Raw genomic sequence first — 20,837 nt, forward strand, 5'->3', positions numbered from 1 at the left:
CCCGGGCCCTTTGTCCGGGCTGTTCCGCGCACTGTTACACAACCGATGGCCAGCCGTGCGCCCGCCTACGGCTGCTCCGCACAGCCCCGTGACAACCACTCCGTAGCGTCTGCGACGTCAGCCGTCGACCAGCGGCCGGCAGCGGTACGAGCGGTAATACGGGGTTCCACGGGGATGGAGGCGGTTGTGATGGCGCAGGGCGAGGTGCTCGGCTTTGAGGAGTACGTACGGACCCGGCAGGAGGCGCTGCTGCGCAGCGCGCGCCGGCTCGTCCCCGATCCCGTGGACGCCCAGGACCTGCTGCAGACCGCCCTGGCCCGCACCTACGGCCGCTGGGACCGCATCGAGGACAAGTCCCTCGCCGACGCCTATCTGCGCCGCGTCATGATCAACACCAGGACCGAGTGGTGGCGGGCGCGCAAGCTGGACGAGGTCCCCACCGAGCAGCTGCCCGACGCGAGCGTCGAGGACGGCACCGAGCAGCGCGCCGACCGCGCCCTGCTGATGGACATCCTCGGGGTGCTGGCTCCCAAGCAGCGCAGCGTCGTCGTGCTGCGACACTGGGAGCAGATGAGCACGGAGGAGACGGCGGCGGCGCTCGGCATGTCGGCCGGTACGGTGAAGAGCACGCTGCACCGTGCGCTGGCGCGGCTGCGCCAGGAGCTGGAGAACAGGGAAGCGGCGAGCCGGGAGACCTGGCTCGCCGAAGAGCGGGGGCGGGAGCGGTGCGCGGCCTGACAGGCAGCGGTGACGACGGCACGGTCACCGGCAGTACGGGCGGGGGTACGGGCGGCGGCGCCGACAGGCGGCTGCTGACCGGCTGGGCGGCGAGCAGCACGGCTCTGGCCGGGCTCGCCGTCTTCGGGCTGTTCGTCGCCAGCTGCTCCACCGGTGGCACCGGCACCCGGGACGAGGGCCCGGCGGGCACCCAGCCGGTCGCCCGGAGCACACCGAGCGCGACGGCGCACTCCACGGCGCGGCCGGCCCCCCGGGTGGACGCGGTGGCGCTGCTCAAGGCGGACCCGGAGGTGAGCGGGCGGGTCCGGATGGACCTGAAGCCGTGCACCGGTGACGAGTACCCGGTGGACACCTCGTACGGCTCGCTCACCGACGGCCCGTCCGCCGATGTCGTGGTGAACGTGATGACCTGCGGCGACTCGGTGGGGGTCGGTACGTACGTCTACCGGCCGCGCGCCGACGGCACGTACGAGAACGTCTTCATGGTCGAGCAGCCCGCGGTGTACGGCACCATCGACCGCGGGGACCTGGTGGTGACGACACAGGTGTACGGGAAGAAGGACTCGGTCGCCTACCCCTCGGGGGAGGAAGTGGTCACGTACCACTGGGCGAACAGCCGGTTCAGCGAGGAGGACCGGGTGCGCAACGACTTCAACAGAGCCGTGGGCGCGGGTGACGGGAACCTTCCCGAGCCCACGGAACCGACGAAGAACTGAGAGCTGTCCGATGGCCGAGACCCATGTCCTGTTCGTCGAGGACGACGACGTCATCCGCGAGGCCACCCAGCTGGCGCTGGAGCGGGACGGCTTCGCGGTCACCGCGGTGCCCGACGGGCTGACCGGCCTCGAATCGTTCCGGGCCGACCGGCCCGACATCGCCCTGCTCGACGTGATGGTGCCCGGCCTGGACGGGGTCAGCCTCTGCCGCCGCATCCGGGACGAGTCGACGGTGCCCGTGATCATGCTGTCGGCGCGGGCCGACTCGATCGACGTGGTGCTCGGTCTTGAGGCCGGTGCCGACGACTACGTCACCAAGCCGTTCGACGGCGCGGTCCTGGTCGCCCGGATCAGGGCCGTGCTGCGCCGCTTCGGCCACGCGTCGGGCGGCCGGTCCGGCGGCGGGGAGCCGGAGCCGGCGACCGAGGGCGGGGTGCTGGTCTTCGGTGACCTGGAGGTCGACACCGAGGGCATGGAGGTCCGCAAGGGCGGCGAGCAGGTGGCGCTGACCCCGACCGAGATGCGGCTGCTCCTGGAGTTCTCCTCGGCGCCCGGCACGGTGCTCTCCCGCGACAAGCTGCTGGAGCGGGTCTGGGACTACGGCTGGGGCGGCGACACCCGGGTCGTGGACGTCCATGTGCAGCGGCTGCGCACGAAGATCGGGCAGGACCGGATCGAGACGGTCCGCGGCTTCGGCTACAAGCTCCGGGCATGAGGCGCCCCGCCCTGCGGACGGGGGTCCGCTGGAAGATCAGCATCGCGATCGCGGCCGTCGGCGCGCTGATCGCGGTCGCGCTGAGCCTGGTCGTGCACAACGCGGCCCGGGTCTCGATGCTGGAGAACGCCCGCGAGGTCCAGCTGGAGCGGCTGACCTACGCCCAGCTGCTGTACGAGGCGAAGAAGACGAAGAAGGCCGATCCCCGGTTCGGGGCGAAGCTCAACGATCCGACGATGCCGAAGAGCCTGCGCCAGGAGACCCGGCGCAACCGGCGGGCCACGCACATCGAGGACGTCGGCGGGGTGCCCGACGTCTGGGCGGCCGTGCCGGTGGGCAACGGCAACGTGCTGTCGCTGCACACCCGGTTCGCGGACCGCTCGACCACGATCATGGGCGATCTGGACCGGGCCCTGATCATCGGTTCGGTCTCGGTGGTCCTCGGGGGCTCCGCGCTGGGCGTGCTGATCGGCGGCCAGCTCTCGCGCCGGCTGCGCAAGGCGGCGGCCGCGGCCGGGAAGGTCGCCCAGGGCAATACGGACGTACGGGTCAGGGACGCGGTCGGCGGTGTCGTGCGCGACGAGACCGATGAGCTGGCCGGTGCGGTGGACGCGCTGACCGACGCGCTGAACGAGCGGATCGAGGCCGAGCGCCGGGTCACCGCGGACATCGCGCACGAGCTGCGCACCCCTGTGACCGGGCTGCTGACGGCGGCCGAGCTGCTGCCGCCGGGCCGCCCGACCGAGCTGGTACGGGACCGGGCGCAGGCGATGCGCACGCTGGTCGAGGACGTGCTGGAGGTGGCCCGGCTGGACAGCGCCTCGGAGCGGGCCGAGCTCCAGGAGATCGCGCTCGGGGAGTTCGTCAGCCGTCGGGTGGCGCTGCTGGACCCGCAGGTGCGGGTGCAGGTGGTCCACGAGTCGTGGGTGAGCACCGATCCGCGCCGCCTCGAACGCATCCTGGGCAACCTGCTGGGCAACGCGGCCAAGCACGGCTCCACCCCGGTCGAGGTCACGGTCGAGGGCCGGGTGGTCCGGGTCCGCGATCACGGCCCCGGGTTCCCGGCGGCGCTGCTGCGGGAGGGGCCGAGCCGGTTCCGTACCGGGTCGGCCGACCGGGCCGGGCGCGGGCACGGTCTGGGGCTGACGATCGCGGCCGGGCAGGCCCGGGTGCTCGGGGCCCGGCTGACCTTCCGCAACGCCGCCCCCGAGGGCGCGGCCCAGGGCAGCGGCGGGGCGGTCGCGGTGCTGTGGCTGCCCGAACACGCGCCGACCGACACCGGGAGCTACCCGATGCTCCAGTTCGCCGAGCAGCGCGCCCCTGAGCCGGGTGCCGGCAAGAAGGTCGGCGGCGGCCGGTGAAAGGGCGAGGGCCCCGGGGTGCGCCCCGGGGCCCTCGCGTACGTCCGTGGCTGTGACCGGTCAGATCTCCGCGACGGCCGGGGCGGACTTGGCGGCCTCCGGACCGGTGCCCCGCAGCGGGACCTCCTTGACGAACAGGGAGGCGACCACCGCGACCAGCCCGACCGACGCGCCCACCAGGAAGGCGAGGTGCGTGCCGGAGGAGACCGCGTACTCGTACGCCTCGCGCACCGGCACCGGCAGCTTGGCCAGGCTCGCCGCGTCCAGCTGGGCGGAGTGGGCGGTGGCCGCCCCGCCGCCGCGGGACTCCATCTCGTCCTGCACCCGGCCGGTGAACAGCGCGCCCATGATGGCGACGCCGAAGGAGCTGCCGAGCGTACGGAAGAGGGTGGTGGAGGACGAGGCGACGCCCATGTCCTTCATCTCGACGCTGTTCTGCGCGACGAGCATCGTGATCTGCATGAGGAAGCCCATGCCGGCGCCGAGCACGGCCATGTAGAGGCCGGAGGTGAAGCGGGTGGTGCCGGTGTCCATCTGCGCGAGCAGGAAGAGGCCGGTGACCATGAGGATCGAGCCCACGATGGGGAAGATCTTGTACTTGCCGGTGCTGGTGGTGACCCGGCCCGCGACGAGCGAGACGATCATCATCGCCAGCAGCATCGGCAGCAGCAGGAGTCCGGAGTTGGTCGCGGAGGCGCCCTGGACGGACTGCTGGAACAGCGGCAGGAAGAGCACCGCGCCGAACATCACGAAGCCCGCCATGAAGCCGACCACGGACATCAGCGTGAAGTTGAGGTTGCGGAATATGTGGAGCGGGATGATCGGCTCGGCGGCCTTCGTCTCGACGAAGAGGAAGCCGGCCAGCGCGGCGACGCCGATCGCGATGAGCTCCATGATGACCGCGGAGTTCCAGTCGTACTCGGAGCCGCCCCAGGTGGTGACCAGCACGATCGCGGTGATGCCGACGGTCAGCAGCCCGGCGCCGAGGTAGTCGACGCTCCGCTTCGTACGCTCCCGCCTGGGCAGGTTCAGGACGGCGGTGATCATGATCAGGGCGACCGCGCCGAGCGGCAGGTTGATGTAGAAGCTCCAGCGCCAGCCGAGGTGGTCGGTGATGGTGCCGCCGACCAGCGGTCCGCCGATCATGGCGATGGCCATCACGCCGGCCATCATGCCCTGGTACTTGCCGCGCTCGCGGGGCGGTACGAGGTCACCGATGATCGCCATGACGCCGACCATCAGGCCGCCGGCGCCGAGGCCCTGGATGGCCCGGAAGCCGATGAGCTGGCCCATGTCCTGGGCCATGCCGCTGAGGACCGAGCCGATCAGGAAGATCACGATGGCCGTGAGGAAGATGCCCTTGCGCCCGTACATGTCGCCGAGCTTTCCCCAGATGGGGGTGGAGGCGGCGGTGGCGAGGGTGTACGCGGTGACGACCCAGGACAGATGTTCGAGGCCGCCGAGGTCACCGACGATGGTCGGCATCGCGGTGCCGACGATCAGGTTGTCGAGCATCGCCAGCAGCATGGCGATCATCAGGGCGAGGACCACCACCCGGACGCTGCGCTGCCGCGGTGCCGGCTTCTGCGCCTGCGCGGCCGGTGGGCCGTCCGCCTTCCCGTCCACCGTCTTCATCAGGTCCGCCATCTTCCCCAACTCCCCAGTTCCCCTGTTCACCGGGCCTCTTACTTGCCGCCCGGCTAGTTGACTACACTGGGGGAAAGTAACCCCGTAACTAGCCGGGCGTCAAGTAAGTTTCACTGGGAGAGCACCATGGGCAGCACGTCTCAGCCGCGTCGGGGCAACACCCGCCAGCGCATCCAGGACGTCGCCCTGGAGCTCTTCGAACAGCAGGGTTACGAGAAGACCTCGCTGCGGGAGATCGCCGAGAAGCTGGATGTCACCAAGGCGGCGCTCTACTACCACTTCAAGACGAAGGAGGACATCCTCGCCAGCATCTTCGAGGACCTCAACAAGCCGATCGAGGACCTGATCACCTGGGGCGAGACGCAGCCGCGCACCCTGGAGACGAAGAAGGAGATCCTCCGCCGCTACAGCGAGGCACTGGCCCGCTCCGCCCCGCTCTTCCGCTTCATGCAGGAGAACCAGGCGACGGTACGCGACCTGAGCATCGGCGACACGATCAAGCACCGGGTGCTGGGCCTGGTGGACCTCATCAAGGACCCCGACGCGGCGCTCACCGATCAGGTGCGGTGCTTCAGCGCGCTCTTCACCATGCACGCCGGCATGATCGCGCTGAAAGACGTCAACGGCGACCCCGAGGAGAAGCGCAAGGCCGCTCTCGAAGTCGCCGTCGAACTGGTCACCCGGGCCCATGACCCGGGCGTCCCCCGGTAGCCGGGGGCGGTGTCACGGCCGGATCAGACCGTGATGCCCTCCTTGTGCAGGAAGTTGACCGGGTTGACCGCCGAACCGTAGTTCGGGGTGGTCCGGATCTCGAAGTGCAGGTGCGGGCCGCTGGAGTTCCCGGTGTTGCCGGACAGGGCGATCTTCTGGCCCTTGTTCACGTGCTGGCCGATGTGCACGTCGATGTGCGAGAGGTGCGCGTACTGCGAGTACGTGCCGTTGCTGTGCTTGATCACGATGGCGTTGCCGTACGCGGGACCGTCGCCGCCGCCGTTCGGGCCGGCCTTCACGATGGTGCCGGTGTGCGCGGCCTCGACCTTGGTGCCGATCGGCACGGCGAAGTCCTGGCCGGAGTGCTTGTGCGCCCAGCGGCTGCCGTCGTTACCGAAGCTCGCGCTGAGCTGGTAGTGGCTGACCGGGGTCTCCCAGGCGAGCTTCGCGACCCGCTTGGCGGCGGCCTTCTTCTTGGCGGCCGCCTTCTTCTTCGCCGCCGCGGCCTTCTTCTTCGCGGCCTCGGCCTTCTTCTCGGCCGTGTGCTTGGCCGCCTTGCCCTGTGCGGCCGCCTGCTGGGCCACCGAGTCGGCGGTGGCGGTGGTCACCAGGCTGGTGGCCTGGGGGGCGTCCGCAGTGCCGGCCGCGAACGCAGCGCCCGCACCGAGAACCATCGACGTCCCCAGGCCGGCTGCCACCACGGCGCCACGAACGCGGGACACGGACGGGCGGCGGGACTGGAACGTAACGCGCTTCGACATAAGCGGAAGACCTCCGGAGATGACTGGACCCGGCGGTGCGCCGGGCTGGCCATACCTTGGTAACCCGCACCCCCGTCGATGCTCAAACACCTCATCTACGAACAAAAGCCGTAGCGAGCGCCCCGGGAATTCACTGACCGGACCCCTGCGGGACGCCCTTCCGGACGCCTCCGAGAGTCCTCACCGGAACAGGTTCAAGCCCAGTTCCGAACCGCCCCAACCGGACATAGCCCCACGGTCCGGGCACACAGCCCCTCCGACGCCGAGGGCCCGCCCGCCGCAGGGCCGAAAGGCCCCCGCCGGAACGGGCCCCTGCTCCTAAGGCGGCTAGTAGGCCCCGAAAGCCCTGTGCGCCTTGTCACCGGCGGTGGGACCGAAGACCGTCCGTTTCGGGACCTTCGGCCCGGCCCCGATCGCTGTCCGAGGGCGGCGCCGTCACCTTCCCGCCGTGCACCGCCACCGGCTGCGTACCGCCCGGCGCCAGGTACCAGCGGTCGATGTCACCGGTGCCGTCGTTGTGCGTCCAGGTTTTCGGAGCGGCCGGCCTTCTTCGTCCAGACCTGGCGCCCGATCGCGGTGTCGCGCACGGTCAGGTTCTCGCGGAAGCCCGTGTAGACGAGGCGGTTGCCGGCCACCCGCCCCGGGCAGGCCGCCCGAAGCGGGGCCGGACTCGCGAGCGGGTCTCGGTTGACGCGCGTGGCGTGCGAGCGCGACCGCGACGCTCCTGTGACGCCGCTGTCGCCGTGTCCACAGCGCGAAAGGGGCGGCCCCGGCCGGTCGAAACCGGTCCGGGGCCGCCCCTTTCAAACGCTCGGGCGCTACTGCCGGGAGGGGCAGAGGCCGCCTGTCACGCTTCCTTCGTCATGTTCGGGCCGGCGCCGCCTGCCGCCTGCTCGATCGGGGGGACGTCGGGCAGAGCCGACTTCTCCTCGCCGCGGAAGGTGAACTTCTGCTCGTCGCCCTCGCCCTCGCTGCCGACGACCACGATGTGGCCGGGGCGCAGCTCGCCGAAGAGGATCTTCTCGGAGAGGATGTCCTCGATCTCGCGCTGGATCGTCCGGCGCAGCGGCCGGGCGCCCATCACGGGGTCGTAGCCCTTCTTCGCGAGCAGCTTCTTGGCTTCCGTGCTGAGCTCGATGCCCATGTCACGGTCCTTCAGCCGCTCGTCCACCTTCGCGACCATCAGGTCGACGATCTCGATGATGTCTTCCTGGCTGAGCTGGTGGAAGACGACCGTGTCGTCGACACGGTTGAGGAACTCGGGCCGGAAGTGCTGCTTGAGCTCTTCGTTGACCTTGACCTTCATCCGCTCGTAGTTCGTCTTCACGTCGCCCTGGGCGGCGAAGCCCAGGTTGAAGCCCTTGGAGATGTCCCTGGTCCCGAGGTTGGTCGTCATGATGATGACCGTGTTCTTGAAGTCCACGACCCGGCCCTGGGAGTCGGTCAGGCGACCGTCCTCCAGGATCTGGAGCAGGGAGTTGAAGATGTCGGGGTGGGCCTTCTCGACCTCGTCGAACAGGACGACGGAGAACGGCTTGCGGCGCACCTTCTCGGTGAGCTGCCCGCCCTCCTCGTAGCCCACGTAGCCGGGGGGCGAGCCGAAGAGCCGCGAGACCGTGTGCTTCTCGCTGAACTCCGACATGTCGAGGGAGATCAGCGCGTCCTCGTCACCGAAGAGGAACTCGGCGAGCGTCTTGGACAGCTCGGTCTTACCGACACCGGACGGGCCGGCGAAGATGAACGAGCCACCGGGGCGCTTCGGGTCCTTCAGACCGGCCCGCGTACGGCGGATCGCCTGCGAGAGGGCCTTGATGGCGTCCTTCTGCCCGATGACGCGCTTGTGGAGCTCGTCCTCCATGCGCAGCAGGCGGGAGGACTCCTCCTCCGTCAGCTTGAAGACCGGGATGCCGGTGGCGGTGGCGAGGACCTCGGCGATGAGCTCGCCGTCGACCTCGGCCACGACGTCCATGTCGCCGGCCTTCCACTCCTTCTCGCGCTTGGCCTTCGCCGCCAGCAGCTGCTTCTCCTTGTCGCGGAGAGAGGCCGCCTTCTCGAAGTCCTGGGAGTCGATGGCCGACTCCTTGTCGCGGCGCACGCCCGCGATCTTCTCGTCGAACTCGCGGAGGTCCGGCGGCGCGGTCATCCGGCGGATGCGCATCCGGGAACCGGCCTCGTCGATCAGGTCGATCGCCTTGTCCGGCAGGAAGCGGTCCGAGATGTAGCGGTCGGCCAGCGTCGCGGCCTGGACCAGCGCCTCGTCCGTGATGGACACGCGGTGGTGGGCCTCGTAGCGGTCGCGCAGGCCCTTGAGGATCTCGATGGTGTGCGGCAGCGACGGCTCCGCGACCTGGATGGGCTGGAAGCGGCGCTCGAGAGCGGCGTCCTTCTCCAGGTGCTTGCGGTACTCGTCGAGCGTGGTGGCACCGATGGTCTGCAGCTCGCCTCGCGCCAGCATGGGCTTGAGGATGCTCGCGGCGTCGATCGCGCCCTCGGCGGCGCCCGCACCCACCAGGGTGTGGAGCTCGTCGATGAACAGGATGATGTCGCCGCGGGTGCGGATCTCCTTGAGGACCTTCTTCAGGCGCTCCTCGAAGTCACCGCGGTAGCGGGAGCCGGCGACCAGCGCGCCGAGGTCCAGGGTGTAGAGGTGCTTGTCCTTGAGGGTCTCGGGCACCTCGCCCTTGACGATGGCCTGCGCCAGGCCCTCGACGACCGCCGTCTTGCCGACGCCGGGCTCGCCGATGAGGACCGGGTTGTTCTTCGTACGACGGGACAGCACCTGCATGACCCGCTCGATCTCCTTCTCGCGCCCGATGACCGGGTCGAGCTTGGATTCGCGAGCGGCCTGCGTGAGGTTGCGGCCGAACTGGTCGAGCACCAGCGACGTGGAGGGCGTGCCCTCCGCGGGGCCGCCTGCGGTGGCCGCCTCCTTGCCGCCCGAGTAGCCGGACAGCAGCTGGATGACCTGCTGGCGCACCCGGTTCAGGTCGGCGCCCAGCTTCACGAGGACCTGGGCGGCGACGCCCTCGCCCTCGCGGATGAGGCCGAGCAGGATGTGCTCCGTGCCGATGTAGTTGTGGCCGAGCTGGAGGGCCTCGCGGAGCGACAGCTCCAGGACCTTCTTGGCTCGGGGCGTGAAGGGGATGTGCCCGGACGGGGCCTGCTGGCCCTGGCCGATGATCTCCTCCACCTGCTGGCGGACCGCCTCGAGCGAAATCCCGAGGCTCTCCAGGGCCTTAGCGGCGACACCCTCACCCTCGTGGATCAGGCCCAGGAGGATGTGCTCGGTGCCGATGTAGTTGTGGTTGAGCATCCGGGCTTCTTCCTGAGCCAGGACGACAACCCGCCGCGCGCGGTCGGTGAACCTCTCGAACATCGTTAATCGCTCCTCAGAGCGGTCAGGCAGTAAGAGGGGTCGGTCCCCTCCCTGTCCTTCCGCAGCTTAGTCCCGCAAGCGGGGACCGCTCATTTCAACTGCCGACACCCGATCGATGGCCTCCTGCCCCGAACGCCGACAACTGCTCCAACCCGATGGTGCGAGACGATGTTCCCGCAGGCCAGACAGATACCCCAGTCGCCAGTACGCCGATGGCGAACGTGAGACGTCCATGACTTGCGTGTCGCCCCTCCCCACTAGGGATGTCTTACCCGCAATTACAGACAGTCCATGCGGCGTACGCGGGTTCCCTCCGCTACGGGCGAACATCTTCGTACTCCTGAATGCGCCCGTACGCCCCCAACCCGGACACCCTATGCGTTCGTACGAGAACTCTGCGTAACCCGAAAGGCGGATCGGGAGTTCTTCCGTCATGGCCCTCACTGTCCCGCCGCCCCGCGTCCCGTCGTCCGCCGAGGGCAAGGGCGGTGCCCGGGGGAAGCCGTGGGACGGGTGGGCCCGGTGGTACGAGCAGGAGCTCGGCTGGGCCACGGCGGACGGTTCACCGGTGCGGCTGCTGACGGGGCTGCGGTTCGACGCGCTCGTCGTCCCGGCCGTCGCCGGTCACGCGGCGCTGCGGCGCGTGGGCCGGACGGGTCCGGTGGCGCTCATGGGGCTGCGGATGAGCCTGCTGGTGGCGCCGGGGAGTGCGGAGGAGCTGCCGGGGCTGCTCGACTGGCTGGAATGGGGCGGGGTCGCGCTCTCGCTGGCCGGGCTGGGCGCGGGCGGGCGGATCACCGCACCGCCGCCGCCGGGCCGGCCGGTGCCGCCGGGGGCCGCCTCCTGGCTGCGGCCCCCCAGGTCATCGCTCGAGCAGGACGAAGCGCCGGTTCTCCCGGCCTTCTCCGGCTTCGGGAGCAGGGGTGGGGATGCTCCCGATCTCGTCCGGCTCGTGGACGCCGTGGCGACGGAATGCCACCGGGTTCGGCTGACGCGGGCCCGTACGGGCCTGTTCCCCGATGAGCCGGCCGCTCAGCCGTTGGCCTTCTCGTAGGCCTCACGGATCTCCGCGGGAACGCGGCCGCGGTCATTGACGTTGTGGCCGTTCTCGCGGGCCCACTTACGGATCTCGGCGGTGTCCTTGTTGCCGCCGGAGACCGCACGGCCCTTGCCGCGCCCCGTCGCCGCACGGCCACCGGTGCGCCGGCCGTTCTTGGCGTAGGGCTCGAGAAGGGAACGCAGCTTGTCCGCGTTGCTGGTGGTGAGGTCGATCTCGTACGTCTTGCCATCCAGCGCGAACGTCACCGTCTCGTCTGCCTCGCCACCGTCGAGGTCGTCAACAAGAAGGACCTGAACCTTCTGTGCCACCGGATTTCCTTTCATCGAAAATGGAGTACGCGGAAAGGAAACCGCTTTTCCCCGGAAAACACAAACCCTCGGGAGAGGTTCAGCAGCACAAGTGGACGGGAAACATGCGCGATTCGGACATAGGGATCGCCTTCTTCCCGCGGTCACAGGTGCAGAAGCATCCGGCTGTTGCCCAAGGTGTTCGGCTTCACTCGTTCGAGACCCAGGAACTCCGCGACTCCCTCGTCATAGGAACGCAGCAGCTCGCTGTAGACATCTCCGTCGACCGGCGTCTCTCCGATCTCCACGAAGCCGTGCTTCGCGAAGAAGTCGACTTCGAAGGTGAGACAGAAAACCCGGCGGACGCCGAGCCAGCGGGCGGTCTGCAACAACTTGTCCAGGACTTGATGCCCCACTCCGGCGCCCTTGAGGCTGTGATCGACGGCGAGAGTACGGACTTCGGCGAGGTCTTCCCACATCACGTGCAGTGCGCCGCAGCCGATGACCCGGGCGTCCTCGTCGCGTTCGGCGATCCAGAACTCCTGGATGTCCTCGTAAAGCGTCACCGTGGCTTTGTCGAGGAGGATGCCTTCGCGCACGTAGCCGTCGAGGAGACGCCGGACGGCCGGCACATCGCTCGTGCGTGCGCGCCGGACGGTGATGGCCACGTTTATAACGGACGATACGGTCCGGGAATCGGTTTGCGGAAGCTCTGAGGACATACGGAGACGCTATCGCCCGGTCTCGGGCTCCGCGTCATCGACCGCTTCCCCGGCTTCGGCCGCCGGCGCCGCCCCGTCCTCGGGAAGTGTGGGCAGAACGATCCGCATCGCGTCCCGCAGAGCCTCGCGCTGCTCGGCCGACATCATCCCGAAGAACGCGACGAGGGCGGCCGCCGGGTTGTCGCTGCGCGACCAGGCTTCGTTCATCAGGGCGGCCGCGTATGCGGCTCGGGTGGAGACGGCCGTATATCGATAAGCACGGCCCTCCACTTCGCGGCGGACCCAGCCCTTCTGATGGAGATTGTCCATTACCGTCATGACGGTGGTGTAGGCGATGGACCGCTCCTGCTGAAGGTCCTCCAGGACTTCCCGCACTGTGACCGGGCGGTTCCATTCCCAGACCCGTGTCATCACGGCGTCTTCCAGCTCTCCCAATTGACGGGGCACAGCGCCACCTTAGTGCGATATGTCCTGAATGCGAAGTTATTTACACAACAAAAGGGCGTACAGCTCCTCGGGAGCCGTACGCCCTTTCGTACGGGTGCGCGCCGCGCGCGACTTCGGAGGGGTCAGGCCCCTTCGGTCCGCGGGGTCTGCTGGGCCGACTCGGCGCGGCTGAGCGCCGCGTCCACGGCCGCGTCCTCCTTGGCCTTGTTGGGGCCGCCCTGGCTCTTGACGATCGTCACGACCAGGCCGATGAAGAAGGCGGCCATCACCACGGGGGGCACGAGCGCGGATACGTAGTCCATGGGTCCAGAGTAGCGAGCCCCGCCCGGGCCTCCCGAGAGGCCCTACCCGGCGGCGCGCTGCGCGGGCCGCGGGACGGGCCGGCGGGGCGGGAAGACCTCCGAGGGCTTCGGCGCCGGACGCTCCGACGGCGGGACCGGGCCGGCCGGGGCCGGCGGGGTCCTGGGCTCGTCCGGTTCCGCGGCGCGCCCGCCGGGCAGCGCGAGCAGCCGGCTGCGGGGCGCGGGGGCGGTCGCGGGCACGGCCCGTCCGGCGAGCCGGGCGCGTACCGAGCGTTCCGCGATCACCTGGCAGCGCTCCAGGAGCGCGGCGGCGAGCGGGCCGCCGCGCAGGGCGCGCAGCGCGGCCAGGTCCTCGGGGCGGGGGTCGTATCCGGCGGCCAGGGCGTCCTGGAGGAGTTCCAGGTAGCCGCTGAGGGAGCCGGGGAGGGCTTCGCGGTAGCGGGCGAGGTCGGCGAGCAGGAAGGCGCGGAGCCGTCCGGCCTCGCCGACCACCTCGTCCACGCTGCCCGCCAGCCGCAGGCAGTCCTGGACATCCTCGTCGGGCAGGGGCGCGGGGTGCAGGGCGAAGGCGAGGGCGCGTCGGAGCACTCGCAGCTCGTCCGCGCTGAACGCCATACCGCCGCGTGATCCGTAGGGCGTGGGCATAACGCGACAATACGTGCTAAAGGGACAAAATCCGTTTAACTGGTCGTCGGTGGCGCGGCGGCTCCGGGGAGCCGCCGCGCGGGGAACCGCCGGTCAGGGCCGGATCACTACAGCCGCGACACGTTGCGCTCGTACACGAGGCGCAGCCCGATGAGGGTGAGCCAGGGCTCGTGCTCGTCGATGGCGGAGGACTCGCCCAGCACCATCGGAGCAAGGCCGCCCGTCGCGATGACGGTGACGTCGTCCGGGTCGGCCGCCAGCTCCTTCTTCATCCGGGCCACGACCCCGTCGACCTGGCCGGCGAAGCCGTAGATGATGCCCGCCTGCATGGCCTCGACGGTGTTCTTGCCGATGACGCTGCGCGGCCGGGCCAGCTCGATCTTGCGCAGCTGGGCGCCCTTGACGCCGAGCGCCTCGACCGAGATCTCGATGCCGGGCGCGATGACACCGCCGGCGTACTCGCCCCGGGCGGAGACCGCGTCGAAGGTGGTGGCCGTACCGAAGTCGACGACGATCGCCGGGCCCCCGTACAGGTCGACGGCGGCGACCGCGTTGATGATGCGGTCCGCGCCGACCTCCTTCGGGTTGTCCATGAGGATCGGCACCCCGGTCTTGATGCCCGGCTCGACCAGCACCGCCGGGACGTCGCCGTAGTAGCGGCGGGTCACCTCGCGCAGCTCGTGCAGGACGGCCGGGACGGTGGAGCAGATCGCGATGCCCTCGATGCCGTCGCCCAGCTCCATGCCGAGCAGCGGGTGCATGCCCATCAGCCCCTGGAGCAGCACCGCGAGCTCGTCGGCGGTGCGGCGGGCGTCGGTGGAGATCCGCCAGTGCTCGACGATCTCCTCGCCGTCGAACAGGCCGAGGACGGTGTGGGTGTTCCCGACGTCGATGGTGAGCAGCATCAGGCGCCGGCCCCGTCGGTCTCGCGGAAGTCCAGGCCGATGTCCAGGATCGACGGGGAGTGGGTCAGCGCGCCGACGGCCAGGTAGTCCACCCCGGCCTCCGCGTAGGCGCGGGCCGAGTCGAGGGAGAGCCGCCCGGAGGACTCCAGGACCGCGCGCCCGCCGACCAGGGCGACCGCCTCGGCGGTTTCGGCCGGGGTGAAGTTGTCCAGCAGGATCAGGTCGGCGCCCGCGTCCAGCACCTCGGTGACCTGCTCCATCGTGTCGACCTCGACCTCGATCGGCACCTCGGGGAACGCGTCCCTCACCCGCTTGAACGCCTCGGCCACCCCGCCCGCCGCGACGACGTGGTTGTCCTTGACGAGCGCGGCGTCGGACAGCGAGAACCGGTGGTTGACGCCGCCGCCGCAGCGCACCGCGTACTTCTCCAGGGCGCGCAGGCCCGGGGTCGTCTTGCGGGTGTCGCGGACCTTGGCCTTGGTGCCCTCCAGCACATCGGCCCAGGCGCGGGTCGCGGTGGCGATGCCGGAGAGGCGGCAGAGCAGGTTGAGGGCGCTGCGCTCGCCGGTGAGGAGGTCGCGGGTGCGGGTGGTGACGGTCAGCAGCTTCTGGCCGGGGGCGACGCGGTCACCGTCCTCGACGTGCCGCTCGACCTCGAACTCGGACGTGCAGACGATCGACAGGACCGCCTCCGCGACCCGCAGACCGGCCACCACACCGGCCTCGCGGGCGGTGAAGTCGCCGGTGGCCACGGCGTCCTCGGCGACGGTGGCCACGGTCGTGACGTCCACCCCGCCGTCCAGGTCCTCCGCGATGGCCAGGTGCGCGATGTCCTCGACCTGGATGGGGTCCAGGCCCGCGTCGGCCAGCAGCTGGGCGAGCGCGGGGTCGAGACCGCACTCCTCGTAGTCGTCCTCCCCGCCGCAGCCGCAGGCGTCCCCGCAGCCGCCCGCGGCAGGTGCGGGCGCGCCGACCCGGATCAGCGGTACGTCCACGGGAGTGGGGCGCGGATTCTCTTCGGGCGTGCTCACGGTTACGGCTCCTCGGGAGTGGGGTGGGTGGTGCTCGTCGCTGCGCAGTCTGCTGTTCCGGACGCGTCCACGGGCCCGAACGCCTCGGTATCCGTCCCACGGAGGACGAGGCTGCGGTCGGGGGTGAGCCGCACGACGAGGTGGTGGCGCCAGTGCTCGTCGTCGCGCTCGGGCCGGTCCTCGCGCCAGTGGCAGCCGCGGGTCTCCTCGCGCTGCCGGGCGGCGGCGACCAGGACCCGGGAGACCAGGAGGAGGTTGGTGGCCTCCCACGCCTCGACGCCGGGCTCCGCGGTCTTCGGCTCGGCGGCACCGGCCTTCAGGTAGGCGCTGCGGTGCAGGTCCTCCAGCTCGTCGGTGGCCTCGGCGAGGCTGGCCGCGGAGCGCAGGACGCCGGCGCCGCGCGTCATGATGCGCTGGATCGCGGCCCGGGTCTCGGGGGCCAGGAGCGGGGAGACCACGGGCGCCCGGTCGACGGCCTCGCCCGCGCGGGGGCGCTCGGCGACGATGTCCGCCGCGATGCGCTCGGCGAAGACGAGGCCTTCGAGCAGCGAGTTGGACGCCAGCCGGTTCGCGCCGTGCACCCCGGTGCAGGCGACCTCGCCGCAGGCGTACAGGCCGGGCACGGTCGTACGGCCCCGCAGGTCGGTGCGGACGCCGCCGGAGGCGTAGTGCGCGGCCGGTGCCACGGGGATCGGCTCGGTGACCGGGTCGATGCCGTGGGCCCGGCAGGCGGCCAGGATGGTCGGGAAGCGCTGCTCCCACATCTCGGCCCCGAAGTGGCGGGCGTCGAGATACATGTGGTCGGTGCCGTGCAGCTGCATCTGGCGGGTGATGCCCTTGGCGACGACGTCGCGCGGGGCCAGCTCCGCCAGCTCGTGCTGCCCGAGCATGAAGCGCGTCCCGTGCGCGTCGACCAGGTGGGCGCCCTCGCCCCGTACCGCCTCCGAGACCAGGGGCTGCTGGCCCTCGGAGCCGGCGCCGAGGAAGAGGACGGTGGGGTGGAACTGGACGAACTCCAGGTCCGAGACCTCCGCACCGGCCCGCAGCGCCAGCGCCACGCCGTCGCCGGTGGAGACCGAGGGGTTGGTGGTGGCGGAGAAGACCTGGCCCATGCCGCCGGTGGCCAGGACCACGGCCGGGGCGTTGACCGCGCCGACGCCGTCGTGCTGACCCTCGCCCATGACGTGCAGGGTGACGCCCGCGGTACGGCCTTCGGCGTCGGTGAGCAGGTCGAGCACGAGGGCGTTCTCGACGGTGTGCAAGGCGGCCTCGCGGACCGCCTCGACCAGGGCGCGGGAGATCTCCGCACCGGTCGCGTCGCCGCCCGCGTGGGCGATGCGGCGGCGGTGGTGGCCGCCCTCGCGGGTCAGCGCGATGGAGCCGTCCTCGGCGGTGTCGAAGTGGGCGCCGGTCCCCATGAGCCGGCGCACCGCGTCCGGGCCCTCGGTGACCAGGGTCCGTACGGCCGCCTCGTCGCAGAGGCCGGCGCCGGCGACCAGGGTGTCGTCCAGGTGCTGTTCGGGGGTGTCGCCCTCGCCGAGCGCCGCGGCGATGCCGCCCTGGGCCCAGCGGGTCGAGCCGTCGTCCAGGCGGGCCTTGGTCACGACGACGGTGGCGAGGCCCGCCGCCGCGCAGCGCAGGGCGGTGGTGAGGCCGGCGACACCGGAGCCGACGACCACGACGTCGGCGTCGATGGCCCAGCCGGGTGCGGGGGCGGTCAGCCGTATTCCGGTCACGGGGTGGCTCCGAGGGTCAGGGGGATGTTGTCGATGAGCCGGGTCGCGCCGACCCGGGCGGCGACGGCGAGGATCGCGTCGCCCGCCGTGCGGTCGTCCGGGATCTCGGTGAAGTCGGCCGGGTCCACGAGCGCCACGTAGTCCAGATCGAGCGGCGGGCTCGCCGCCCCCGCCTCCTCCAGGACCGCGCGGGCGGCGGCGCGCACGGCGGCCGGTCCGGTGTCCGGGCGGGCGCGGGCCACCGCCTGGGCGTCGGCCGCGAGGCGGGGCTCGCCGAGCCGGTTGAGCCCGGCGGCCCGGTCCTCCGTCGCCCCGGTGGCCTGCGCGCGGGCGTGCAGCGCCTGCTGGGCGGCGAGGCGGTCGCGGGCCGCGAACAGGGCCCGGGACAGGGCGAGCGCGGTGCGGCGCTCGTGCGGGTCGAGGAAGCGGTTGCGGCTGGAGAGCGCGAGGCCGTCGGGCTCCCGGGCCGTCTCCACTCCGGCGATCTCCACCGGGAAGTTCAGATCGCGGACCATGCGCCGGATCAGCGCCAGCTGCTGGGCGTCCTTCTGCCCGTAGAACGCGACGCCGGGGCGGGTCAGGTGGAGCAGCTTGGCGACGACGGTGAGCATGCCGTCGAAGTGCCCGGGGCGCGAGGCCCCCTCCAGGCGCTCGCCCATCGGTCCCGCCGAGATCCGGACCTGCGGTTCGCCGCCCGGGTAGACCTCGTCGACGGACGGGGCGAAGACCACGTCGGCGCCCGCCGCGCCGGCCACCGCGAGGTCGGCGTCGAGCGTGCGGGGGTAGCGGTCGAGGTCGGCGGCCTCGCCGAACTGGAGCGGGTTGACGAAGACGGTGACGACGACCTGCCCGGCCGGGCCGACGCGCGCGCGGGCGGCGCGGATCAGGGAGGCGTGGCCGTCGTGCAGGGCGCCCATCGTCATGACGACGGCCCGCTTCCCGTCGGCGGCGTACGCGTCCAGCTCGGCGGCGGTGTTCAGCAGCGTCGGGGCGGAGACGGATGCGGTCATCGGGGCTCCTGCGGTCCGGTGCCGGTACTGCCGGAAGGGTTCGCACCGCCGGGGCCGTCCGGGCCACCGGGGCCGTCCGGGCCACCGGGGCCGTCCGCGCCACCGGGACCGTCCGCGCCACCACGGCCGCCGGGGCCACCGGGACCGGTCGGGCCACCGGGACCGTTCGCGCCACCGGGACCGTTCGCACCGCCGGGGCCGTCCGCGCCACCGGGACCGTTCGCGCCACCACGGCCGCCGGGGCCACCGGGACCGGTCGGGCCACCGGGACCGTTCGCGCCACCACGGCCACCGGGGCCCGGCGCTCCGCCGCCGTCCGCCAGGACGCCGAGCAGGTCCTCGGCGAGCTCCGGCTTCAGCAGGCCGTGGGCGAGGGCGCGGTCGGCGGTGGCGCGGGCCATCGCCACGTACCCGGCGACCGCCTGCGGGGCGTGGGCGCGCAGCTCCCCGATGTGCGCGGCGACCGTGCCGGCGTCGCCGCGCGCGACCGGGCCGGTGAGCGCCGCGTCGCCGGAGCGCAGGGCGTTGTCCAGGGCGGCGCCGAGCAGGGGGCCGAGCATCCGGTCGGGGGCGGTGACCCCGGCCTTGCGCAGTAGCTCCATCGACTGGGCGACCAGCGTGACCAGGTGGTTCGCGCCGAGGGCAAGGGCCGCGTGGTAGAGCGGACGGGACTCCTCCGCGACCCACTCCGGCTCGCCGCCCATCTCGATGACCAGCGCCTCGGCGGCGAGCCTCAGCTGCTCGGGGGCGGTGACCCCGAAGGAGCAGCCGGCCAGCCGCTGGACGTCCACGGAGGTGCCGGTGAACGTCATCGCCGGGTGCAGGGCGAGCGGGAGGGCGCCTGCCCGCAGCGCGGGGTCCAGCACCTTCGTCCCGTACCGCCCCGAGGTGTGGACGAGGAGCTGTCCGGGCCGGACCGCGCCGGTCTCGGCAAGGCCCTCGACGAGGCCGGGGAGGGCGTCGTCGGGGACGGTCAGCAGGACGAGATCGGCGCGCGCCAGGACCTCGGCGGGCGTCACGAGGGGGACGTCGGGCAGCAGGGCCGCGGCGCGCCGCACCGAGGCGTCGGAGACACCCGAGACGGCGACCGGGCGGTGCCCGGCGAGTGCCAGGGAAGCGGCCAGGGCGGGGCCGACGCGGCCCGCGCCGACCACGCCGACGGTGAGCCGGGCGGGGCGGTCCCTCGCGTCGAGGGGGTCCTTTGGAGCTGTTGCGTTCACGCTGCGGTGGCCTTCCGTTCCAGTCCGCGGGGGGTACCGGACGATTCCTCTGCATGCTACGCCAGCACCCGCACCGCACTCCCGGCTGTCCACAGGCTGTGGAAACTCCGCTCACCCGGCGGCCGGCCCGGGCCCGGGGCGCCGGGAAAACCCTGTGGGCAGGCGCGGCGTTCTGCGTGATGATCGTCCCATGGCAGACACGAACACGCAGGTGGCGGACGAGGCAGCGGGCGAACCGGCGGCGCAGGACGCGGCGGACGGGGGCGAGGAGGCCCGCCGGCTGCGCCGCCTCACCGCGTGGCGGCGGGCCGAACGCACCCTGTCCCGCATCCCGCAGGACCGCACGCTCGGCGAGCAGCTGGCCGCCCTGACGGCGGACGCGGGGACGGTCACCGAACTCGGCCTGCCCGCGGACATCTACGGCGACGGCGTCGTCGCGGAGCTGGAGGAGCGGGTCGCCGGCCTGCTGGGCACGGAGGCCGCCGCGTTCTTCCCGAGCGGGACGATGGCCCAGCAGGTCGCGCTGCGCTGCTGGGCCGCCCGCACCGGCAACCCCACGGTGGCGCTGCACCCGCTCGCCCACCCGGAGATGCACGAGGGCGGCGCCCTGTCGGCGGTGAGCGGGTTGCGTACCGTCCACCCGACGTCCGAACCGAGGCTGCCCACCGCCGAGGAGATCCGCGACTTCCCGGAGCCGTTCGGCACGCTGATGCTGGAGCTTCCGCTGCGGGACGCCGGCTTCGTGCTGCCCACGTGGGAGGAGCTGGAGGCCGTGGTGGCCGCCGCGCGCGAACGCGAAGCGGTGGTCCACTTCGACGGGGCCCGCCTCTGGGAGTGCGCCACGCACTTCGGGCGCGGGCCGGCGGAGATCGCCGCACTCGCGGACAGCGTGTACGTGTCGTTCTACAAGTCCGTCGGCGGGATCTCCGGAGCGGTGCTGGCCGGCTCCGCCTCGCTGGTCGAGGAGGCCCGCACCTGGCGGCACCGGTACGGCGGTCAGATCTTCCAGCAGTTCCCGGCGGCGGTCGCGGCCCTGGCCGGCCTGGACCGGGAGCTGCCGAACCTGCCCGCGTACGTGGCGCAGGCGAAGACGGTGGCCGCGGCGCTGACCGAGGGCTTCACCCAGGCCGGCGCGGGCTGGTTCCGGGTGCATCCGGAACCCCCGCACACCCACCAGTTCCAGGTGTGGCTGCCGTACGAGGCGGAGGAGCTGACGGAGGCGTCGGTGCTGCAGGTGGAGGAGACCGGCGTGGCGCTCTTCCGCCGCTGGTTCACGCCCGACGCCGGTGCGCCCGGGGTGGCGTTCACCGAGGTGACCGTGGGGGAGGCGGGGCTGGAGTGGACGGCCGAGGACGTCCGGCGGGCGCTGGCCGATTTCCTGGAGCGGCTGCCCCGCAAGGGGTGACAGGGGGCCGGCCCCGGCGGTGTCCCGCCGCCCGCGCCCGGC

Annotated in this window: 20 protein-coding genes and 1 pseudogene; 7 read left to right on the plus strand and 14 right to left on the minus strand. The window is 71.8% G+C overall.

Annotated features, from left to right (window positions below; genetic code table 11):
- Window positions 1-189: 189 nt before the first annotated feature.
- Genes E6P78_RS31015 through cseC form a run of 4 tightly spaced genes read left to right on the plus strand, consistent with a single transcriptional unit; the run spans window position 190 to window position 3,530 of the window.
- Window positions 190-738, plus strand: coding sequence for a SigE family RNA polymerase sigma factor (locus E6P78_RS31015; protein WP_136206955.1), 549 nt, complete (start codon window positions 190-192; stop codon window positions 736-738).
- Window positions 726-1,454: a hypothetical protein gene (locus tag E6P78_RS31020; protein WP_136206956.1), complete on the plus strand. Its 729-nt coding sequence runs from the start codon at window positions 726-728 to the stop codon at window positions 1,452-1,454. Before E6P78_RS31015 ends, E6P78_RS31020 begins: the two co-directional genes overlap by 13 nt.
- A gap of 10 nt (window positions 1,455-1,464) precedes the next feature.
- Window positions 1,465-2,169 carry a two-component system response regulator CseB gene (gene cseB / locus E6P78_RS31025; protein ID WP_136206957.1) on the plus strand — a complete coding sequence of 235 codons (705 nt, stop codon included), beginning with the start codon at window positions 1,465-1,467 and terminating at the stop codon, window positions 2,167-2,169.
- Window positions 2,166-3,530: a two-component system sensor histidine kinase CseC gene (gene cseC, locus E6P78_RS31030; RefSeq protein WP_136206958.1), complete on the plus strand. Its 1,365-nt coding sequence runs from the start codon at window positions 2,166-2,168 to the stop codon at window positions 3,528-3,530. The genes cseB and cseC overlap by 4 nt, the downstream gene beginning before the upstream one ends.
- 60 nt (window positions 3,531-3,590) lie before the next feature.
- Here the strand turns inward: cseC and E6P78_RS31035 are convergent, their stop codons facing one another.
- On the minus strand, window positions 3,591-5,177 hold the full coding sequence (locus E6P78_RS31035) for an MDR family MFS transporter (RefSeq protein WP_206307975.1): 1,587 nt from the start codon (window positions 5,175-5,177) through the stop codon (window positions 3,591-3,593).
- A gap of 126 nt (window positions 5,178-5,303) precedes the next feature.
- On the opposite strand from E6P78_RS31035, the gene E6P78_RS31040 reads away from it, so the two are divergent.
- Window positions 5,304-5,888: a TetR/AcrR family transcriptional regulator gene (locus E6P78_RS31040; protein ID WP_136206959.1), complete on the plus strand. Its 585-nt coding sequence runs from the start codon at window positions 5,304-5,306 to the stop codon at window positions 5,886-5,888.
- A gap of 23 nt (window positions 5,889-5,911) precedes the next feature.
- Here E6P78_RS31040 and E6P78_RS31045 read toward each other — a convergent pair whose 3' ends face one another.
- The 3 genes and pseudogenes from E6P78_RS31045 to E6P78_RS31055 all read right to left on the minus strand — a co-directional run bounded on the left by E6P78_RS31045 (window position 5,912) and on the right by E6P78_RS31055 (window position 10,025).
- A complete protein-coding gene (locus tag E6P78_RS31045; protein WP_168712750.1) occupies window positions 5,912-6,649 on the minus strand; it encodes a M23 family metallopeptidase in 738 nt (245 codons plus the stop codon).
- Window positions 6,650-7,007: 358 nt separating this feature from the next.
- Window positions 7,008-7,284, minus strand: a pseudogene (locus tag E6P78_RS31050) (hypothetical protein); the annotation flags it as partial.
- 212 nt (window positions 7,285-7,496) lie between these two features.
- On the minus strand, window positions 7,497-10,025 hold the full coding sequence (locus E6P78_RS31055) for an ATP-dependent Clp protease ATP-binding subunit (RefSeq protein WP_136206960.1): 2,529 nt from the start codon (window positions 10,023-10,025) through the stop codon (window positions 7,497-7,499).
- Between the two features lie 433 nt (window positions 10,026-10,458).
- Between E6P78_RS31055 and E6P78_RS31065 the strand changes: the two genes are divergently transcribed.
- Window positions 10,459-11,079, plus strand: a complete 621-nt coding sequence (locus E6P78_RS31065) for an SCO3374 family protein (protein WP_136206961.1) — start codon at window positions 10,459-10,461, stop codon at window positions 11,077-11,079.
- On the opposite strand, the gene E6P78_RS31070 is transcribed toward E6P78_RS31065, so the two are convergent.
- The 10 genes from E6P78_RS31070 to E6P78_RS31115 form a co-directional block, all read right to left on the minus strand.
- Window positions 11,058-11,393, minus strand: coding sequence for an Lsr2 family protein (locus tag E6P78_RS31070; RefSeq protein WP_136206962.1), 336 nt, complete (start codon window positions 11,391-11,393; stop codon window positions 11,058-11,060). The two genes, E6P78_RS31065 and E6P78_RS31070, sit on opposite strands and share 22 nt — an antisense overlap.
- A gap of 143 nt (window positions 11,394-11,536) precedes the next feature.
- Window positions 11,537-12,094 (minus strand): amino-acid N-acetyltransferase, encoded by a 558-nt coding sequence (locus E6P78_RS31075; RefSeq protein ID WP_136206963.1) that lies wholly within the window; start codon window positions 12,092-12,094, stop codon window positions 11,537-11,539.
- Window positions 12,095-12,103: 9 nt separating this feature from the next.
- The gene (locus E6P78_RS31080; protein ID WP_136206964.1) at window positions 12,104-12,541 is read right to left on the minus strand and encodes a BlaI/MecI/CopY family transcriptional regulator; all 438 of its coding nucleotides are present in this window, start codon (window positions 12,539-12,541) and stop codon (window positions 12,104-12,106) included.
- 122 nt (window positions 12,542-12,663) lie between these two features.
- The gene (locus E6P78_RS31085) at window positions 12,664-12,843 is read right to left on the minus strand and encodes a hypothetical protein (protein WP_136206965.1); all 180 of its coding nucleotides are present in this window, start codon (window positions 12,841-12,843) and stop codon (window positions 12,664-12,666) included.
- A 42-nt stretch (window positions 12,844-12,885) separates the two neighbouring features.
- Complete coding sequence (locus E6P78_RS31090; protein ID WP_136206974.1) at window positions 12,886-13,458, minus strand: hypothetical protein; 573 nt, start codon at window positions 13,456-13,458, stop codon at window positions 12,886-12,888.
- 137 nt (window positions 13,459-13,595) lie between these two features.
- Window positions 13,596-14,393, minus strand: a complete 798-nt coding sequence (locus E6P78_RS31095; protein WP_136206966.1) for a type III pantothenate kinase — start codon at window positions 14,391-14,393, stop codon at window positions 13,596-13,598.
- Window positions 14,393-15,424 carry a carboxylating nicotinate-nucleotide diphosphorylase gene (gene nadC, locus E6P78_RS31100; RefSeq protein WP_136206967.1) on the minus strand — a complete coding sequence of 344 codons (1,032 nt, stop codon included), beginning with the start codon at window positions 15,422-15,424 and terminating at the stop codon, window positions 14,393-14,395. The genes E6P78_RS31095 and nadC overlap by 1 nt, the downstream gene beginning before the upstream one ends.
- 2 nt (window positions 15,425-15,426) lie before the next feature.
- Entirely contained in the window at window positions 15,427-17,160 is a 1,734-nt protein-coding gene (locus E6P78_RS31105; RefSeq protein ID WP_136206968.1) for an L-aspartate oxidase, read from the minus strand.
- Window positions 17,157-18,170 (minus strand): pantoate--beta-alanine ligase, encoded by a 1,014-nt coding sequence (gene panC / locus E6P78_RS31110; RefSeq protein ID WP_136206969.1) that lies wholly within the window; start codon window positions 18,168-18,170, stop codon window positions 17,157-17,159. The genes E6P78_RS31105 and panC overlap by 4 nt, the downstream gene beginning before the upstream one ends.
- Complete coding sequence (locus tag E6P78_RS31115; protein ID WP_136206970.1) at window positions 18,167-19,390, minus strand: DUF2520 domain-containing protein; 1,224 nt, start codon at window positions 19,388-19,390, stop codon at window positions 18,167-18,169. The genes panC and E6P78_RS31115 overlap by 4 nt, the downstream gene beginning before the upstream one ends.
- Before the next feature lie 190 nt (window positions 19,391-19,580).
- On the opposite strand from E6P78_RS31115, the gene E6P78_RS31120 reads away from it, so the two are divergent.
- On the plus strand, window positions 19,581-20,795 hold the full coding sequence (locus E6P78_RS31120; RefSeq protein WP_136206971.1) for an aminotransferase class I/II-fold pyridoxal phosphate-dependent enzyme: 1,215 nt from the start codon (window positions 19,581-19,583) through the stop codon (window positions 20,793-20,795).
- The last annotated feature ends 42 nt before the right edge of the window (window positions 20,796-20,837 follow it).

Origin of the sequence: Streptomyces sp. A0958 (assembly GCF_004795035.1) — a bacterium.
Taxonomy (GTDB): Bacteria; Actinomycetota; Actinomycetes; order Streptomycetales; family Streptomycetaceae; genus Streptomyces.

Excerpts from the sequence above, each read along its gene's own strand:
- E6P78_RS31085 (WP_136206965.1), bottom strand. The coding sequence starts at position 12,843 with ATGGACTACGTATCCGCGCTCGTGCCCCCCGTGGTGATGGCCGCCTTC.
- E6P78_RS31090 (WP_136206974.1), bottom strand. The coding sequence starts at position 13,458 with ATGGCGTTCAGCGCGGACGAGCTGCGAGTGCTCCGACGCGCCCTCGCC.
- E6P78_RS31055 (WP_136206960.1), bottom strand. The coding sequence starts at position 10,025 with ATGTTCGAGAGGTTCACCGACCGCGCGCGGCGGGTTGTCGTCCTGGCT.
- E6P78_RS31040 (WP_136206959.1), top strand. The coding sequence starts at position 5,304 with ATGGGCAGCACGTCTCAGCCGCGTCGGGGCAACACCCGCCAGCGCATC.
- E6P78_RS31065 (WP_136206961.1), top strand. The coding sequence starts at position 10,459 with ATGGCCCTCACTGTCCCGCCGCCCCGCGTCCCGTCGTCCGCCGAGGGC.
- E6P78_RS31075 (WP_136206963.1), bottom strand. The coding sequence starts at position 12,094 with ATGTCCTCAGAGCTTCCGCAAACCGATTCCCGGACCGTATCGTCCGTT.
- cseC (WP_136206958.1), top strand. The coding sequence starts at position 2,166 with ATGAGGCGCCCCGCCCTGCGGACGGGGGTCCGCTGGAAGATCAGCATC.
- E6P78_RS31035 (WP_206307975.1), bottom strand. The coding sequence starts at position 5,177 with ATGGCGGACCTGATGAAGACGGTGGACGGGAAGGCGGACGGCCCACCG.
- cseB (WP_136206957.1), top strand. The coding sequence starts at position 1,465 with ATGGCCGAGACCCATGTCCTGTTCGTCGAGGACGACGACGTCATCCGC.
- E6P78_RS31095 (WP_136206966.1), bottom strand. The coding sequence starts at position 14,393 with ATGCTGCTCACCATCGACGTCGGGAACACCCACACCGTCCTCGGCCTG.
- panC (WP_136206969.1), bottom strand. The coding sequence starts at position 18,170 with ATGACCGCATCCGTCTCCGCCCCGACGCTGCTGAACACCGCCGCCGAG.
- E6P78_RS31120 (WP_136206971.1), top strand. The coding sequence starts at position 19,581 with ATGGCAGACACGAACACGCAGGTGGCGGACGAGGCAGCGGGCGAACCG.
- E6P78_RS31045 (WP_168712750.1), bottom strand. The coding sequence starts at position 6,649 with ATGTCGAAGCGCGTTACGTTCCAGTCCCGCCGCCCGTCCGTGTCCCGC.
- E6P78_RS31015 (WP_136206955.1), top strand. The coding sequence starts at position 190 with ATGGCGCAGGGCGAGGTGCTCGGCTTTGAGGAGTACGTACGGACCCGG.